At 36.0% G+C, this 16,293-nt stretch carries 16 protein-coding genes; 12 read left to right on the top strand and 4 right to left on the bottom strand.

From position 1 onward, the window contains the following. Positions 1-3: 3 nt before the first annotated feature. The 12 genes from mfd (at position 4) to lptB (ending at position 12,521) form a co-directional block, all read left to right on the top strand. On the top strand, positions 4-3,276 hold the full coding sequence (gene mfd / locus FJ213_02845) for a transcription-repair coupling factor (protein MBM4175098.1): 3,273 nt from the start codon (positions 4-6) through the stop codon (positions 3,274-3,276). Positions 3,277-3,314: 38 nt separating this feature from the next. After that, on the top strand, positions 3,315-4,958 hold the full coding sequence (locus tag FJ213_02850; protein MBM4175099.1) for an N-acetylmuramoyl-L-alanine amidase: 1,644 nt from the start codon (positions 3,315-3,317) through the stop codon (positions 4,956-4,958). A gap of 73 nt (positions 4,959-5,031) precedes the next feature. Continuing rightward, complete coding sequence (locus tag FJ213_02855) at positions 5,032-5,373, top strand: nucleotidyltransferase domain-containing protein (GenBank protein MBM4175100.1); 342 nt, start codon at positions 5,032-5,034, stop codon at positions 5,371-5,373. Further along, positions 5,366-5,767 carry a HEPN domain-containing protein gene (locus tag FJ213_02860; GenBank protein ID MBM4175101.1) on the top strand — a complete coding sequence of 134 codons (402 nt, stop codon included), beginning with the start codon at positions 5,366-5,368 and terminating at the stop codon, positions 5,765-5,767. Before FJ213_02855 ends, FJ213_02860 begins: the two co-directional genes overlap by 8 nt. A 7-nt stretch (positions 5,768-5,774) precedes the next feature. Next, the gene (gene ruvB, locus FJ213_02865) at positions 5,775-6,794 is read left to right on the top strand and encodes a Holliday junction branch migration DNA helicase RuvB (protein MBM4175102.1); all 1,020 of its coding nucleotides are present in this window, start codon (positions 5,775-5,777) and stop codon (positions 6,792-6,794) included. 33 nt (positions 6,795-6,827) lie between these two features. Then, complete coding sequence (locus tag FJ213_02870; protein ID MBM4175103.1) at positions 6,828-7,646, top strand: 3-deoxy-8-phosphooctulonate synthase; 819 nt, start codon at positions 6,828-6,830, stop codon at positions 7,644-7,646. Then, complete coding sequence (locus FJ213_02875) at positions 7,643-8,152, top strand: HAD-IIIA family hydrolase (protein ID MBM4175104.1); 510 nt, start codon at positions 7,643-7,645, stop codon at positions 8,150-8,152. Before FJ213_02870 ends, FJ213_02875 begins: the two co-directional genes overlap by 4 nt. 36 nt (positions 8,153-8,188) lie before the next feature. Continuing rightward, positions 8,189-9,166, top strand: coding sequence for a KpsF/GutQ family sugar-phosphate isomerase (locus tag FJ213_02880; protein MBM4175105.1), 978 nt, complete (start codon positions 8,189-8,191; stop codon positions 9,164-9,166). A gap of 61 nt (positions 9,167-9,227) precedes the next feature. Then, on the top strand, positions 9,228-9,875 hold the full coding sequence (lptC, locus tag FJ213_02885) for an LPS export ABC transporter periplasmic protein LptC (protein ID MBM4175106.1): 648 nt from the start codon (positions 9,228-9,230) through the stop codon (positions 9,873-9,875). A gap of 57 nt (positions 9,876-9,932) precedes the next feature. Then, positions 9,933-11,327: a hypothetical protein gene (locus FJ213_02890; GenBank protein ID MBM4175107.1), complete on the top strand. Its 1,395-nt coding sequence runs from the start codon at positions 9,933-9,935 to the stop codon at positions 11,325-11,327. 6 nt (positions 11,328-11,333) lie between these two features. Next, the gene (locus FJ213_02895) at positions 11,334-11,702 is read left to right on the top strand and encodes a four helix bundle protein (GenBank protein MBM4175108.1); all 369 of its coding nucleotides are present in this window, start codon (positions 11,334-11,336) and stop codon (positions 11,700-11,702) included. 78 nt (positions 11,703-11,780) lie between these two features. Then, the gene (lptB, locus tag FJ213_02900; protein MBM4175109.1) at positions 11,781-12,521 is read left to right on the top strand and encodes an LPS export ABC transporter ATP-binding protein; all 741 of its coding nucleotides are present in this window, start codon (positions 11,781-11,783) and stop codon (positions 12,519-12,521) included. A 15-nt stretch (positions 12,522-12,536) separates the two neighbouring features. Here the strand turns inward: lptB and panB are convergent, their stop codons facing one another. From panB to FJ213_02920, 4 genes are read right to left on the bottom strand one after another with little or no spacing between them, the layout of a single operon-like run. Next, positions 12,537-13,352 (bottom strand): 3-methyl-2-oxobutanoate hydroxymethyltransferase, encoded by an 816-nt coding sequence (gene panB / locus FJ213_02905; protein ID MBM4175110.1) that lies wholly within the window; start codon positions 13,350-13,352, stop codon positions 12,537-12,539. Further along, complete coding sequence (locus FJ213_02910; protein MBM4175111.1) at positions 13,349-14,101, bottom strand: hypothetical protein; 753 nt, start codon at positions 14,099-14,101, stop codon at positions 13,349-13,351. Before FJ213_02910 ends, panB begins: the two co-directional genes overlap by 4 nt. After that, a complete protein-coding gene (lpxA, locus tag FJ213_02915) occupies positions 14,098-14,871 on the bottom strand; it encodes an acyl-ACP--UDP-N-acetylglucosamine O-acyltransferase (GenBank protein ID MBM4175112.1) in 774 nt (257 codons plus the stop codon). The genes FJ213_02910 and lpxA overlap by 4 nt, the downstream gene beginning before the upstream one ends. Before the next feature lie 5 nt (positions 14,872-14,876). Beyond that, on the bottom strand, positions 14,877-16,283 hold the full coding sequence (locus FJ213_02920; GenBank protein MBM4175113.1) for a bifunctional UDP-3-O-[3-hydroxymyristoyl] N-acetylglucosamine deacetylase/3-hydroxyacyl-ACP dehydratase: 1,407 nt from the start codon (positions 16,281-16,283) through the stop codon (positions 14,877-14,879). Between the last annotated feature and the right edge of the window lie 10 nt (positions 16,284-16,293).

Raw genomic sequence — 16,293 nt, forward strand, 5'->3', positions numbered from 1 at the left:
TAAGTGGACTTCAAGAAAAACTTATATTCATTTTTTGGTAATTTTGAATTAATCGATTCTATTCTTAAAGCATTCGATGAACACCAGCCTCTTTATGTAAAAAATCTAATTGGCAGTCTAAAAACAATTTTAGTAATAAAACTTTTTGAAAAAGGTCAAACAGTATTTGTTCCCTTTAAAGATTTTACAACCGGAAAACGACTTAAAGCTGAGCTAGAATTATGGGGCTATGATAAATCTTCCATACTGTTTTCTTTTGAGAACATAGACCTTCACACTCCATCTATAGAAGAAGTACTTCAGGAAATATCACAAGAAAATAAAATAGTTATAACGTCATATGAAACGCTGTTTAAGTCAATTCTGACAAAAGAAGAATTTGAGAAAAATAACATCGCTCTAACTCCTTATATTTCAACAAGTTACGACGATTTAATAGATATATTGGAAGCACTGAATTATCAGAGACAAAATTTTGTAGAAGCTAGGGGAGAATATTCTGTTAGGGGATCGTTGATAGACATATTTTCATTCAGTCATTCGAGTCCGGTAAGAATTGAATTTGACGGAGAACAAATTCACTCAATGAGACTTTTTGATGCCGAAAGCCAACGATCATTTTCTTTTATTGAAAATTATTCGATTTATTCAACGGATAATTCAATAAGTCCATCTGGAAAGACTACACTACTGGATTTTGCCGAAAAGAGCTTCACAATTTTGAATGAGTACGAACAAACCGAGTATGGTAACAGAAATGATTTCAAATCAACAAAGTTAATTATTGAAAAAGAGTTCTATACTGACGAAGTAATTAAATTGGAAGCAAGGCATCTTCCATCAATAAATTCGAATCTTGAAATTTTAGAGACTGAAATAAAAAAACTTGCAGAATCTGGATTTACAACTATAATATTAGCCGAGCAGCAGAGTCATGCTGAGCGACTCATAGAATTAGTTTACGAGTATTCAGAAAATTTTCAACTTCTGCTTGATGAAGGAAAAGTTAAAATAAATGTTTTGCCTCTTCGCGAAGGTTTCATTGATGAAAAATCTTGTATCGCATATTTTACTGAGCATCAAATCTTCAATAGACCATTTTATATCACGACTAAGTATACAAAAAAGCTGAAAGGTGCACCAAAACATTTTCTAAATACGATTAAAAAAGGGGATTATGTTGTTCACTCGGATTTTGGAATCGGTAAGTTTTTAGGATTGGAAAAAATTAAAGTGCAAAACCTTCCGCACGAAGTAATGAAAATTGCTTATGCTGAGAAAGATGCTGTTTATGTAAATATCAACTATCTGAGTAAAGTAAAAAAATATTCGTCTAAAGAGTCCGTTGAGCCGAACCTATCGAAACTTGGAGGAAATGAGTGGAAAACAACAAAAAAAAGAATAAAATCGAAAATTCAAGATGCTGTTAGAGATTTAATAAAATTATATGCTCAAAGAAAATCATCACAAGGATTTAACTTTTCGGAGGATACTGTCTGGCAGAGAGAACTAGAAGCAAGCTTCTACTACGAAGATACCCCTGATCAAATAAAAGTTACAAATGAGATCAAAAACGACATGCAATCTTCTTCGCCGATGGATCGATTAGTTTGTGGTGATGTTGGATTTGGAAAAACGGAAGTGGCAGTTCGAGCCGCCTTCAAAGCAGTGATGGACAGCAAACAAGTTGCGATTCTTGTTCCAACAACAATTCTTGCTGAACAGCACTACAACACATTTTTAGATAGAATTTCAAAATATCCGATTCAAATAAAAGCACTTTCAAGATTTATTAAAAAATCTGAGCAGAAAGAGATTCTGGCAAAATTAGAACGGGGAGAAATTGATGTTGTAATTGGAACGCACAGACTGCTTTCTCAAGATGTAAAATTTAAAGATCTTGGATTGCTAATAATCGATGAAGAACACCGGTTTGGAGTTGTAGCGAAAGAAAAAATCAGACAAGCGAGAGCAAACGTGGATACTATTTATTTAACAGCTACACCAATTCCGCGAACATTAAATATGGCACTTGCAGGCTCAAAGGATATATCAATTATCGCAACACCTCCTCCGAATAGGCTGCCGATCATAACTGAAATCTCGAAGTTTGACATTCAAAAGATTCGCGAAGTAATTATGTTTGAGATTGGACGCGGCGGTCAGATATTTTTTGTTCACGACCGCGTTGCTTCAATCGATAAAATGACTTTATATCTCCAAAAAAATGTTCCACAGGCAAAATTCTGCACAGCTCATGGTCAATTAAAATCGTCCAAGCTGGAAACAGTTCTACATGATTTTTTAAGTAAAAAATTCGATGTTTTAGTCTGTACGAAAATTATTGAATCTGGATTGGACATTCCAAATGCAAATACGATTATAGTTAATCGCGCGGATAAATTCGGCTTAGCTGAACTTTATCAACTCCGTGGAAGAGTAGGGCGAACAAATAAACAAGCTTATGCTTATTTATTTGTCCCATCTCTTATTTCAATTACAAAAGATGCTGTCCAAAGGATTCAGGCAATTGAAGAATTTAGCGAAATTGGTAGCGGATTTAACTTATCTATGAGAGACTTGGAGATTCGAGGTGCCGGAAATTTATTAGGAACAGAACAAAGCGGGTTTATTCAATCTGTCGGATTTGAAATGTACATGAATATCCTTGAGGAAGCAGTTACAGAATTAAAGGAAAAGGAGTTTAGCGAACTGTTCAAAATTTCTGAACAAGATTTGTCCGAAAGAATTGAAACAACATTGGACGTTTATTTTGACTATAACATCCCATCAGAATATATTGAACTTCAAGATGAACGATTATATTATTACACTAAGCTTTTTACTATAAAAGACTTATCTGAATTGGACAATATTTACTTCGAGATTCAAGATAAATATGGAGAAATTCCAGAGAACGTGCAGAATTTGATTGAGCTTGCTAAACTAAGATTTCTCGGTTCAAAGGCATGTTTTGAAAGAATTGAAATTGCGCCCAAAAGTGTTTCGCTAAACTTTCCAAACAAAGAGCATTCCTGGTATTATGAAAAATATTTTACCCACATCTTAAGTTTTTTGAATCAAAATTATTACAAAGAAGTAAAAATTGAAGAAAAATCGAAAACACTTAAGCTGCAATTTTTAATAAACTTTGAAAATTACATGGAGACAATTAGCTTCTTAAAGATCATGTTTGATGAAATTAGACTCGTAATCGAGAAAAGAACTAATTCAGCGAGGTCACAAATGCAAGAGTCAGCTTTACAAATTAATTAGATTCACTTATTTTGTTTGAGATACTGTTTGAGCCGAAAATGAAAATAAAACTCTTTACCAGCATACTAATTTTATTAATTCACACTTCTGCATTTGGGCAGATGTTTTATTTTACTATCTATAATCAGAATACCAGCACAAATTTTCTAGTTGCTTCATATAAAAATCAAGCCATTACGTTTTGCTCGATTGATGATATCACTAAAGCGCTTCAACTTAGCTCCTCGATTGACCGCACCAATTTGCAACAGGTGATTAATTTAAAGGATGGGGAGTTAACACTAAGCGCATTCAATCCGTATTTAGTTTATCGCAGCAGATCCGGAATTGAACTTTCTCACCAGATCGATGTAGAATCGGATTATAGATATGGGACAATATATGTTCCTATAAATAATTTCATAGAATTTTTTAACAGGGTTAGCGAAAGGACTTTAACTGTTGACCATCGGACGAACATAATTCGTCTAGAGAGCGGGCGAATTTCCGGAATCGTCTCATCGCTCCCGACTCAGCCAGAAACAAAGTCTACCGTGGAACAACCCAATACAGTTTCTGAGATTAAACGCGAAATTGAAACGCCAGCACGCACGCCATCAAATTATGATATTTACGATTTCACCTTAACGGAAAAATCAAATGGGTATATTTTTAGACTGAAGTCTAAAAAACCAATTAGAAGTGTTTCAAAAAATTACGCTTCAAAAACATTTTATCTAAGACTAAATAATTTGACGGTTAATCCTGAAAAATTTAACACAAAAATTAATAACGGTTTGATTGCTGAAGTTACCTCAGTTCAGCAACAAAATAAAACAGACATTAAATTGATCCTTAATTTCGATCTTCAAAGCAACGAAGTTGTCTCTGAAAAAGGAACAAACGATATTTTGATTCTGTTGCACGTTAGGCCGGATGTGGTTGAAAAAATTCGTGAAACTAGAAATCTTCGGCAAACAAATAAGAATAATATATCGTTCGATATCGTTGTAATCGATCCGGGGCATGGCGGAAAAGACGGCGGGGCAGTTGGTTATAAAGGAACTAAAGAAAAAGATATTAATCTCGCAATTGCGTTAAAACTTGGAAGTATTATTAAAAATAATAATCCAAATATTAAACTCGTTTATACAAGAAGCGACGACAGATTCATCGAGTTGTACAGACGAGGACAAATTGCAAATGAAAACAATGGAAAATTATTTATCTCAATTCACTGCAATTCTACTCCTGCCCGTCCTGGGAACTCTCAAGGATATGAAATTTATCTTCTTCGTCCTGGGAGATCAGAGGATGCTATAAAAATCGCCGAAAGAGAGAACAGTGTTATCAAGCTTGAGGAAGGGTATGAAGAAAGATACAAACATCTTTCAGATGAAAATTTTATTCTTACGGCAATGTATCAAACAGCAAATGTTAAACACAGTGAAAAATTTGCGGAAATATTAGACGACAAATTCCGAAAGACGCTTCCACTGAAAAGAAATGGAGTTAAGCAGGCAGGGTTTTATGTATTAGTTGGAGCTTCAATGCCAAGCGTTCTTATAGAAACTGCATTCCTTAACAATCCTACTGACGAAAGATTTCTAAACACTTCATCAGGACAACAGCAGTTTGCTGAATCAATATATAAAGCCATTATTGACTATAAGAACTATTATGAAGAGGTTGCTTCTAAATAATCGGAAATTGCAAAACTTTGATTCGATGCTAATTGAAAACCCTTCTATTAATAGTTAAATTAGCATAAATTTTATGAAAAAGAGCGATGCAAAACGAGAATTAATTTCACAAGAGATATCAAATGAATTAAAATCGTTATTGAAGTCGAATCTCAAAAAAATTATTCTATATGGTTCATATGCTTATGGTACTCCTGACGATGATTCTGATATTGATATTTTGGCATTAGTGGATATTGAAGAAGATCAGTTTGCTAATTATAACAATAGAATTTCGGAAATTGCGACAACAATTTGCATTAAACATGAAATACTACCTTCAATAATCTTGGAAAATTCAAAGAAATTTGAAAAGTATCTTGAAGTTGTCCCGTTTTATCAAAACGTCTTAAAGGGAATTACTCTGTATGGATGAAGCAATAAGAGACCTTGCAAATTATCGATTAGAAAAAGCATTTGAAGAATTAAAAAATTCTGCAATGATGATTGAATCGGGGAGTTTTTCAAAGTCGCTTAACTGTAGTTACTATGTAATTTTCCACGCAACGAGAGACCTTCTTGCTTTCGATAAATTTGATTCAAGAAAGCATTCAGGGATAATATCTTTCTTCATAAATAAGTACATAAAGTCAAAACTTATTGACGAAGAACTTGCTAAGATAATTATGGGAGCACAAAATTATAGAATTAAAAGTGATCATTTAGATTTTTTTATTGTTTCGAAAAGTGAATCAATTGAACAATACGAAAATGCGAAACGTTTCGTAGATAGTCTTGCTGAATTAATTAATGAAAAGCTAAGAGATTAATATCACCATGCGTAAATCAGAAAATACTGCACCAATGCGAAACAAGGATGATGCTGAGTTAGAAAAAAATCTTAGGCCACTGACTTTTGATGAGTTCGTAGGACAGAAAAAAATTGTCGATAATTTAAAAGTTTTTATTCAAGCCGCATTAATTAGAGAAGAAGCTTTAGACCATGTTTTACTAACAGGCCCTCCGGGACTTGGAAAAACAACTTTAGCTCACATTATTGCAAATCAGCTTGGAGTGAAAATAAAAGTAACTTCCGGACCAGTATTAGAAAAACCTGGCGACCTAGCTGGAATTCTTACCAACCTCGAAGAGAAATCTGTTTTATTTATAGATGAAATCCATCGCTTAAGTCCAGTGGTTGAAGAATATCTTTACTCTGCAATGGAAGATTACAAGATCGATATAATGATTGATTCCGGTCCAAATGCAAGAACTGTTCAAATAAAACTCCCGAAATATACTCTGATTGGAGCAACGACTCGCGCAGGACTTTTAACCTCGCCTCTTCGCGATCGATTCGGAATAAATTCTCGATTAGATTATTATGAGTCGGAAAATCTTTTCTCCATTATAAATCGTTCAGCAGGAATTTTAAATATTGAAATTGATAAAGACGCTTCATTTGAAATTGCAAAACGATCCCGCGGTACTCCAAGAATTGCAAATCGTCTTTTGAAACGCACAAGAGACTTCGCAGATGTAGAGAGTAAAAAAGTGATCAGTATCGACATTTCTAAGAAAGCACTCTCGATGCTCGATGTAGATGAATTCGGACTTGATGAAATGGATAAAGAAATTCTTCGTACAATTATTTTAAAATATAAAGGCGGACCAGTGGGATTGAATACAATCTCAGTCTCTGTGAATGAAGATCCAGGAACAATCGAAGAAGTTTATGAGCCCTTCTTAATTCAGCAAGGATTTATTAAACGCACGCCACGTGGGCGGGAATCAACAGACTCCGCATTAAAAATTTTGAATATCAATAAAGCGAAGCCCGAAAGCAGTCTGTTTTGAAACTTATAATTTGGGAAATCAATTAGGAAAAAAATGAGAACAGTTCAGTGTAAAGACATTCTGATAGGGGATAACAATCCATTCGTTCTAATTGCAGGTCCTTGTGTCGTCGAATCGAGAGAAATGATTTTTTCTACCGCCAAAAAAATACGAGAAATTACTACAAGACTTGGAATTCCCTTTATCTTTAAATCCTCATATAAAAAAGCAAATCGCACTTCGGTCGATTCGTTTACTGGTATTGGCGACGATGAAGCGTTGAAAATTTTAGGTGAAGTTAAAAAGCAATTTAATCTTCCAATTCTTACAGATGTTCACACAGTTGAAGAAATATCAGCCGCTGCAGACATAGTAGATGTTCTACAAATTCCAGCATTCCTTTGCAGACAAACGGAACTCCTAATTGCCGCAGGAAAAACAGGAAAAGTTATTAATGTAAAAAAAGGACAATTTCTTGCACCGAGTGATATGAAATTTGCAGCAAATAAAATTGAATCAACTCAAAACGAAAAAATTCTCTTCACCGAAAGAGGAACGACGTTTGGTTATAATAACTTAGTTGTTGATATGCGCTCACTCGTAATTATGAGAGAACTTAGTTATCCTGTAATAATGGATGCAACTCATTCGGTACAAATTCCAAGCTTGGGAGGAAAATCTGGTGGAGCTTCTCAATTTATTCCATATTTATCGCGTGCCGCAGCAGCAGTTGGAATAGATGGACTGTTCCTTGAAACGCATCCCGATCCTAAAACTGCGTTGAGCGATGCTGAATCGCAGCTTCCTCTGAAAGAATTGGAGCAACTTTTAATTTCAGTTCAGAAAATTGATCAATTGATTAAAGAAAAATGAAAAAAGAAGTAAAAGAGAAATTAAAAAAAATTAAAATGCTAATTCTTGACGTCGATGGTGTGCTGACGGATGGAAGTATTGTTTATTCTTCCGGCGGAGAGGAAGTGAAAACTTTCAACGTTCACGATGGATACGGGATTGAAAAGCTCCATCACGAAGGAATTAAAGTCGGAATAATCACCGGACGAAACTCGGCAATAGTGGAAAAGCGGGCGAAGGATTTAAAAATTACTGACGTAGCTCAAGGAACTATAGATAAAATTCCACCAGCCGAGTCGTTTGCTAAGAAATATAAATTCTCATTAGACAATATTGCATTTATGGGAGATGACCTGTTTGATATACCGCTTCTGCAAAAAGTTGGCTTGAGCGCCGCACCTAAGAATGCAAGAAAGGAAGTGAAACGAATTGTTCATATTGTTACAAAGCACGAAGGGGGAAAGGGAGCAGTTCGGGAATTAATTGATATGATTCTGGACGCTCAGTTCACTATAAAAAAAGATTGAATAAATTGATTATTTAGGTTAATTAAAAAAATACGAATGAATAAAAAAGAAATAATCACCAACGGAAAACATGTAATTAAAATTGAATCGGATGCAATTCATAATCTATTAAACAAAATTGATGATAGTTTTTCTAAAGCAGTTGAGTTGATCTTGAATTCAAATGGGAGAGTGATAATATCAGGCGTTGGGAAATCTGGGATCATTGCGCGTAAAATTGTTGCAACATTTAATTCCACTGGAACATCTGCACTATTTATGCATCCGAGCGATGCTATTCATGGCGATCTTGGAATGGTACGAAAGGAAGATGTAGTTATTCTAATTTCAAAGAGCGGAAGCACTCAGGAAATTGTCCGCATACTGCCAATACTAAAAAGAATTGGCACAAAAATTATTGCAATGGTTGGCGATACTAAAGCTCTTCTTGCGAAAGAATCCGATGTTGTACTCGATGTTTCCGTGAAAGAAGAAGCATGTCCTTTTGATCTTGCTCCGACTTCATCATCAACCGCAACGCTTGTAATGGGAGATGCTCTTGCAATTTCTCTACTTAAAGCGAATAATTTCTCAGCTGAAGAATTTGCATTTTACCATCCAGGAGGTAATTTAGGTAAGAGATTGACACTCAAAGTCGATGAAATTATGACAAAAGGAAATGATGTTCCGATTGTAAGTGAAAATACTCCTCTCCACGCCGCAATTTTAGAGATGACAACAAAAAGACTCGGCGCAACATGTGTGGTTAATGCTAACGGCGTTTTAATTGGAATTATAACTGACGGAGATTTAAGACGCGCAATAGAAAAAAGAGAAAATTTATTAAATCTTAAAGCAATAGATCTGATGGGCGACTCACCAAAAATTATTGATAAAGACGCACTGGCTTCTGTTGCTATTCAAATGATGGAGACCTACAAAATCACGCAGCTTGTAATTGTTGATGATGTTAAAAAACCAGTTGGTATGGTACATCTTCATGATCTTGTAAACCTCGGTTTCATTCCAAGATGAAGTTGAACGCAATATTCCTTTTTAATAAGAGACTGAAGTTACGCAGAATGGATTTTTTGTCATGTTGAGCGAAGCGAAACATCTAAAAAACTCTAAAAACTGCAACATTAGATTCTTCACTTCGTTCAGAATGACTGTTTTGCGTAACTTCAGTAAGAGATTAATTTTCACAATAATTTTACCGGTATTTTTCTTTTCATTTTTTCTTCTCTTTATTAATTCATGCAGTGATGAAAAAGTCAAACCGACTTCAATCAATATTGATTTAAAAGAAATTCCGGATCAAGAAAGTTGGAATTCACGAGTCGTTTTTTCTGATTCTGGTTCAACTAGAGCAATTCTGAACGTTGGGCATGTCAGAGTGTTTCAATTTCGAAACGAAACCTTACTAGATAAAAATTTGCAAATAGATTTTTTTGACCGCGAACAAAATCATACAAGTATTTTAACTGCAGACAGCGGCAGAGTCGACGATGCTACTAACGATCTTTTTGCTTTTGGAAATGTTGTAGTACGTTCGGACAGCGGAGTTGTACTTCAGACCGAAGAATTAATCTGGAAACAAGCAACTAAAAAAATTACAACTGAAAAATTTGTTACAATAACATCACCCACTGAGCAAATACAAGGATATGGATTTGAATCTGATCAAAGCATGAAAAACTATGTTATCTTTCGTGTGAGTGGAAGAATAGAAACGAGAGAATGAAGGATATGAGAATGATAAATAGAATCGTGAAAAACAGATGAACAGTTTTAATAAAAAATGAAATCCGTCCACTTTCTTTTTGTTTTCATTCTCATTTTTTTTATTGAGTCAGTTTATTCCCAAGAAACTAAAGTTGTGCAATTGATCAATGCCGACAGTCTCGTTGGAAAAATTATCAACAACGAAAGTGTCAGGATTCTCAATGGAAATGTTCATCTTATTCAAGATGATATAAACATTTTTTGTGATCGCGGTATTCAATATCTCGAAAGCAATAAAGCAGAGCTTGAAGGAAATGTAAAAATAACGCAAGGTGATGTAACCGTTACTGCACCAAAGGGATTTTATTTCGGGAATATCAAAAAAGCATCTGGAAATAAGGGAGTAGTTTTGAATGATGGAAAAGTAAATCTAAGTGCCGACAGCGGAGACTATTTCTTTGATCAGAAAATGGCAGTGTTCCGCGGAAATGTAAAGCTTCAAGACGATACTACAGCGCTGACTTCCAAACAATTAGTCTATTTCACTGATTCAGAGAAAGCAATTGCGAAGGGCGGTGTAAATATTGTTCAGGGAAATAATTTTATATATTCAGATACGCTGATTTATTTCCGGAAAGAGAAAAACTCTTTCGCAGACGGCAATGTTCGTATCGAAAATAAAAATGATAATGTAAAAATTTACTGCAGTCATTTAGAAAATTATGAAGAAAAGAAATACTCGTTGCTTATGGGCGATCCACTGTTTACCCAGATCGATACTGCGGATGATGGAAAGATCGATACGCTTCTCATTTCATCTCGCAGAATGGAATCGTTTCGTGGAGAAAGTGAGTGCTACACTGCAATCGATTCGGTGAATATCTGGCGTGGAGGATTTGCATCTCGAAATAACATTACTCAATATTTCAAGAAAGAGGGAAAAATTGTAACCGTCAAATCGAACGAAGTTCAGCCGATTTTTTGGTACAACGAAAATCAATCGTACGGAGATTCGGTTGAAATATTCACGAAAGAAAATAAAATTCATCAAGTTTATATTCATGGTGCCTCATTTCTGATTACGCAAGACACGCTGAATCCAAAGCGATTCAATCAGATGAATGGTTCATTCATTAAGATGGATTTCGACAGCAGTAAACTCAAATCTGTTTTCGTTAAAGGAAATGCACTCAGCATTTATTATCTTTACGACGAGAATGAGCCGAACGGACTCAACAAAGCAAGCGGCGACAGCACATTGATTTTTTTATCTGATAATAAAGTTGAAGAAATTAAACTTTATGGTAGTCCCGAAGGGGAATATTACCCAGAAGAAAAAATATTGAACAAAGAAAAAGAATTTCAACTCGCAGGATTTTTTTGGCTTGACGACAGACCGACTAAGGAAATGATTTTGCGTGAGCGAAAACTGATTAACATTAAGGCTAAGACTAAGGCTGAGGCTAAGTGATTAAGAATGGAAAATGATGATTTTAGGAAAATGCATGTTTGGCAGTCAGCTTTTGATTTAATAATTGAAATTTATAGGATTACGAAAGATTTTCCGTCTGATGAGAAATTTGGGATTGTTTCGGATATGCGGAGAGCAGCGAATTCAATTGCCCATAATATTGCCGAAGGTTACGGACGATATGAACCGAAAGATAAAAATAGATTTTATAAAATTTCCCGAGGAAGTTGCTACGAACTTATAAGTCAAGCTTTGGTATCAAAAGAATTAGATTATATATCAGATAAAAAAGTGTGTGAAAGTTTAATTAAAATGTCGAAAGAAATTATTAAAGAACTTAATTCAATCATGAAAACACTTGATTCTAATATTTAATTGTCAATTCAAAACAAATACTTAGTCTTAGCCTTAGTCTCAGCCTTAATCTAAGTCTAAGCCTTAAAAAAATTACTTATGCATAAAGATATACTTCGCGGAGAAAACTTAATAAAACGCTACAGAAAAAGAACTGTTGTTCAAAACGCTTCTTTGGATGTAACTCAGGGTGAAATCGTTGGCTTGCTTGGACCGAATGGTGCAGGAAAAACTACAACATTTTATATGGTTGTTGGAATGATCAAGCCAAACGGCGGAAAAGTTTTCTTTAACGATCTTGAAATCACCCAGCTTCCAATGTACAAACGTGCCCGCCTTGGAATCGGATATTTGCCCCAAGAAGCTTCTGTTTTTAGAAGGCTTTCGGTTGAAGATAATATAATGGCAGTGCTTGAGTTCATGAAATTAAGTTCCGCCGAGAGAAAAGAACGAAGAGATAGATTAATAGAGGATCTTGGACTTACGCATATCCGTAAGACGAAAGGTTTTCAACTATCCGGCGGAGAGAGAAGAAGAACTGAAATTGCACGTGCACTTGCAACCGAGCCGAAATTTATTTTGCTTGATGAACCTTTCGCCGGCATTGATCCAATCGCAGTCGAAGATATTATGCAGCTTGTAGCAAATCTAAAAAACCGCGGAATCGGAGTGTTAATCACCGACCACAACGTTCACGAAACGCTATCAATCGTCGATCGTGCATACATTCTTATTGAAGGGGAAATTTTCAGAAGCGGGAGTTCGGATTTTCTTGCTAACGATGAACTCGTTCGAAAACTTTATTTGGGCGAAAAGTTTAAGCTGGATAGGTATGAATAGATTTAATTCAATTAACTAATAACTTTCCTTCTCGTTCGGAAATGCGCCTGATTTTGTGTCTTCAACATATTTTGCGAAAGCATCGCAGATTGTTTGAGAAAGATTTAAATATCGTCTTACAAAACGGGGGTTAAATTCTTCGAGAAGTCCAAGCATATCGTACACAACAAGAATTTGCCCATCCACATATCTGCCAGCACCGATTCCAATTGTCGGTACGTTTACTGATTGAGTAATTTTTTTTGCAAGCAGAGCTGGGATTTTTTCAATAACAATTGCGAAAGCGCCGGCGTCTTCAAGTATTTTTGCGTCTTTCACTAATTGTGCGGCTTCTTCTGTGTCTCTTCCTCTTGGCTGATAACCACCGAAACGATGGATAGATTGCGGGGTTAATCCGATGTGAGCCAATACTGGAATTCCGTTTGCGGTTAGTTTTGCAACCGTCTCTGCGATAATTGCCCCACCTTCAAGCTTAACGGCACCGGCGTCGGTTTCTTTCATTATTCTCCCGGCATTTCTGAAAGCTTCATCTGGATTGGTTTGATAGCTCATGAACGGCATATCGACAACTATCATTGCACGTTTTACACCATGCTGCACTGCTTTTGTGTGATAGATCATATCGTCGAGAGTTACAGGAAGAGTTGTTTCGTGTCCTTGAAAAACATTTCCAACCGAATCACCCACTAAGATCATATCAATTCCTGCTCTATCGCAGAGGCGGGCGATTAAAAAATCGTAAGCTGTCAAAGCCGCGACTTTTTCTTTTGCCTTTTTCAATTCAATGATACGTCGGGTTGTTACTCTGCGAATTTCACTTGTGCTGCTCATACTTCTATCATTTCTATTTCGTTTGAATATGCGATGCTGAACTTCTTTTGAAACCCAAATTTTATGCATGAAGCCAGCCTTGAATAATCGACATCATTTTCAGTAATTTCTCCAATGCTGATTGTCTTTGAATCGAGATCATTCTTTAATTCACTCAAGTTTGATTCTGAAAGAATTAAATAGTCTACAAGTTTTTTGTGGTAATCACCGCAAAGGATCGAACCGTGCTGAAGAATTGTATTTCCAAATACTCTCCGAGCGCTCCCAACAAGTTTTTTATCTTCAAGTTTTATTTCATACTTAGCAGAACTTGAAAAACAAGGGATTGAACTATGAGATTTATAGAAAGAAGTAAAATCAATTTGATTTTTCTCCAGTTCGACACTCTCGAGTTTTTTGTCATACAATCTTAATCCGAATATTAGAGCTTCACTAATCTCATTGTAAATTTGGGCAGAGTTTTTCTCGTTTATTCTCATCGTTACTGAATAGGTCAATTCTTCAGCATGCAAAATTGCTCTGCCTCCGGTTGGACGCTTAACTATCCCGATATCATCCGAATTGCATCTCTCTAAATTCAATACATTTTCTTTTTGATTGTATCCGAGTGAGATAGTGAAGGGCTTCCATCTATAAAGTCGAAGTGTTGGAACGCCAGTTGTACTTACAGCTTGGCAAAGTTCAACGTCTCTATTCATGTTGAATTTGCCGTCGTTCTCAAAAGTGTTCTCAAAATTCCAGATTTTCACTTTGTAACACCGCGCCTGCTGTTCTTGATGAAATTAAGCAGGTGTTCAACTTCTTTTGTTAAACTAACATCAGCATTTATTTTATTCACGGCTTGTGTTGTGTTGTATGCCGGATTGTGAATAAAACCAAAGGCTTTTTTTAATTCGGCGATTGATTCTTCGGAAAATCCTCTTCTTCGTAATCCAATTTTGTTCAATCCTTCATATGAAAGGGGATTTCCTGAATAAAGAGCGAAGGGCAGAACATCTTTAACAATTTTTGAGCATGCACCAATCATGCTGTGCTTGCCGATACGAGTAAATTGATGAATACCGACTAAGCCGCCAATTATCACAAACTCTTCTGCATGAACATGACCAGCTAATTGTGTTCCGTTAGCGATTATGCAATTGTCTTCTACAATACAATCGTGAGCAACGTGTGCGTAAGCCATCAAGAGGCATCCGCCTCCAATTATCGTTTTCTTTGTTGCACTTGTTGCGCGGCTTATAGTAACACATTCACGAATTGTATTATTATCGCCGATAAATACTTCTGTGAACTCGTCTTTAAATTTTAAATCTTGAGGAACAGCGGCAATTACACTACCTGGAAAAATTTTGTTGTTATTACCAATACGAGCATGTTTGTAAATAGTAATGTGGCTTAAGAGTATTGTGCCAGTTCCAATTTTTACATCTTCATCGATAACACAAAATGGACCGATTTCAACGTCGTCCGCAATCTCAGCTTTTGTACTTACAATGGAAGTTGGATGGATCTTTGACATAAATTTTATTTTTTCTGTTCTTTGGGAACTACCGCTGCCATGAAGTCCGCTTCGGCAACGACATTACCATCAACTAAAGCCCTTCCTTTCATCATGAATGTTTTGCTTCGTTGATTAACCAAGTCGACTTCAAGAATTAATTGATCACCGGGAACAACGGGCTTTCTAAACTTTGCATTGTTAATTGCCATAAAGTAAACGAGGTTATTCTCAAAATCATCTATAGAATTAAGAAGAAGAATTCCACCAGATTGTGCGAGCGCTTCAAGGATTAAAATTCCAGGCATTACCATTTGGCCTGGAAAATGTCCCGTAAAAAACTGTTCATTGATTGTAACCGATTTTACACCAACAACTCTTTCACCCATTTTCAATTCAACAATTTTATCAACCATAACAAAAGGATATCGATGGGGAAGAATTCGCAGAATAGCATTCGCATCAAAGATAACCCCTTCTTTCTTAACGAATTGGTATTTCTTCTCGAGTTTTTTCTGCTGATAAAGTTTTCTTATCTGACGGGCGAATTCTACGTTTGCTTTGTGCCCTGGTCTAGCGGCTAATATCTGAGCTTTTAATGGAGCGCCGATTAAAGCTAAATCGCCAATTAAATCCAGTACTTTATGACGAGCAGGTTCGTTTTTGAATCTAAGTTTTTCGTTGTTAAGAATTCCATTATCGCCGAGGATAACATTCTTGCTTAACTTTAAGTTTTGCAGCAAGCTATCAAGCTCTTTCTGTTCCATTTCTTTGTCAACGATTACAATTGCGTTGTCGATATCTCCCCCTTGAATCAAATTTTGATTAACAAGCTGCTCGACTTCACTTAGAAAGCAAAATGTTCTCGATGCTGAATATTCTTCAATGAATTCTTTTTCTAGACTGAATAAGCTTGAATGCTGGCTGCCAAGTGCCGGATTGTGATAATCAATCATCACCGAAACTCGAAAGTCGTCCAATGGAAGTGCAACAATATCAACACCTCTTTGCTCGTCTTGATACATAACGGTTTGATCAATTACTAAATAATCTTTTGGAGAATTTTGTTTCTCGATGCCGGCTTCAAGCAGGGAATCGACATACATTCGCGAGCTGCCATCTCCTATAGGCGGCTCGATGCCGTCTAATTCGATTCTGATATTGTCAATCTTCAATCCATAAACCGCAGAGAGAACGTGTTCAACAGTATGGACTTTTGCTTCGCCGATCGCAAGTGTCGTACCTCTTGAAATATCAACCACATTATCAACGATTGCAGGAATTTCGGGGGAGCCGCCCAGATCAACTCGAATAAATCGAATTCCATAATTTTCAGGCGCGGGGTTGAATGTCATTGTGCATTCGGTTCCAGTATGAATTCCTACACCTGATAACGACACCGATTTTTTAATTGTACATTGCTGTTCTACCATCGATCACCTT

It is taken from the genome of Ignavibacteria bacterium (genome assembly GCA_016873845.1).
GTDB lineage: Bacteria > Bacteroidota > Ignavibacteria > Ch128b > Ch128b > JAHJVF01.

What these genes read in the sequence shown, in the direction of transcription:
- FJ213_02850 (MBM4175099.1), top strand. Translation starts at nt 3,315, where the DNA reads ATGAAAATAAAACTCTTTACCAGCATACTAATTTTATTAATTCACACT.
- lpxA (MBM4175112.1), bottom strand. Translation starts at nt 14,871, where the DNA reads ATGTCAAAGATCCATCCAACTTCCATTGTAAGTACAAAAGCTGAGATT.
- FJ213_02875 (MBM4175104.1), top strand. Translation starts at nt 7,643, where the DNA reads ATGAAAAAAGAAGTAAAAGAGAAATTAAAAAAAATTAAAATGCTAATT.
- FJ213_02920 (MBM4175113.1), bottom strand. Translation starts at nt 16,283, where the DNA reads ATGGTAGAACAGCAATGTACAATTAAAAAATCGGTGTCGTTATCAGGT.
- panB (MBM4175110.1), bottom strand. Translation starts at nt 13,352, where the DNA reads ATGAGCAGCACAAGTGAAATTCGCAGAGTAACAACCCGACGTATCATT.
- FJ213_02895 (MBM4175108.1), top strand. Translation starts at nt 11,334, where the DNA reads ATGGAAAATGATGATTTTAGGAAAATGCATGTTTGGCAGTCAGCTTTT.
- lptB (MBM4175109.1), top strand. Translation starts at nt 11,781, where the DNA reads ATGCATAAAGATATACTTCGCGGAGAAAACTTAATAAAACGCTACAGA.
- lptC (MBM4175106.1), top strand. Translation starts at nt 9,228, where the DNA reads ATGTTGAGCGAAGCGAAACATCTAAAAAACTCTAAAAACTGCAACATT.
- ruvB (MBM4175102.1), top strand. Translation starts at nt 5,775, where the DNA reads ATGCGTAAATCAGAAAATACTGCACCAATGCGAAACAAGGATGATGCT.
- FJ213_02870 (MBM4175103.1), top strand. Translation starts at nt 6,828, where the DNA reads ATGAGAACAGTTCAGTGTAAAGACATTCTGATAGGGGATAACAATCCA.
- FJ213_02860 (MBM4175101.1), top strand. Translation starts at nt 5,366, where the DNA reads ATGGATGAAGCAATAAGAGACCTTGCAAATTATCGATTAGAAAAAGCA.
- FJ213_02890 (MBM4175107.1), top strand. Translation starts at nt 9,933, where the DNA reads ATGAAATCCGTCCACTTTCTTTTTGTTTTCATTCTCATTTTTTTTATT.
- FJ213_02855 (MBM4175100.1), top strand. Translation starts at nt 5,032, where the DNA reads ATGAAAAAGAGCGATGCAAAACGAGAATTAATTTCACAAGAGATATCA.
- FJ213_02880 (MBM4175105.1), top strand. Translation starts at nt 8,189, where the DNA reads ATGAATAAAAAAGAAATAATCACCAACGGAAAACATGTAATTAAAATT.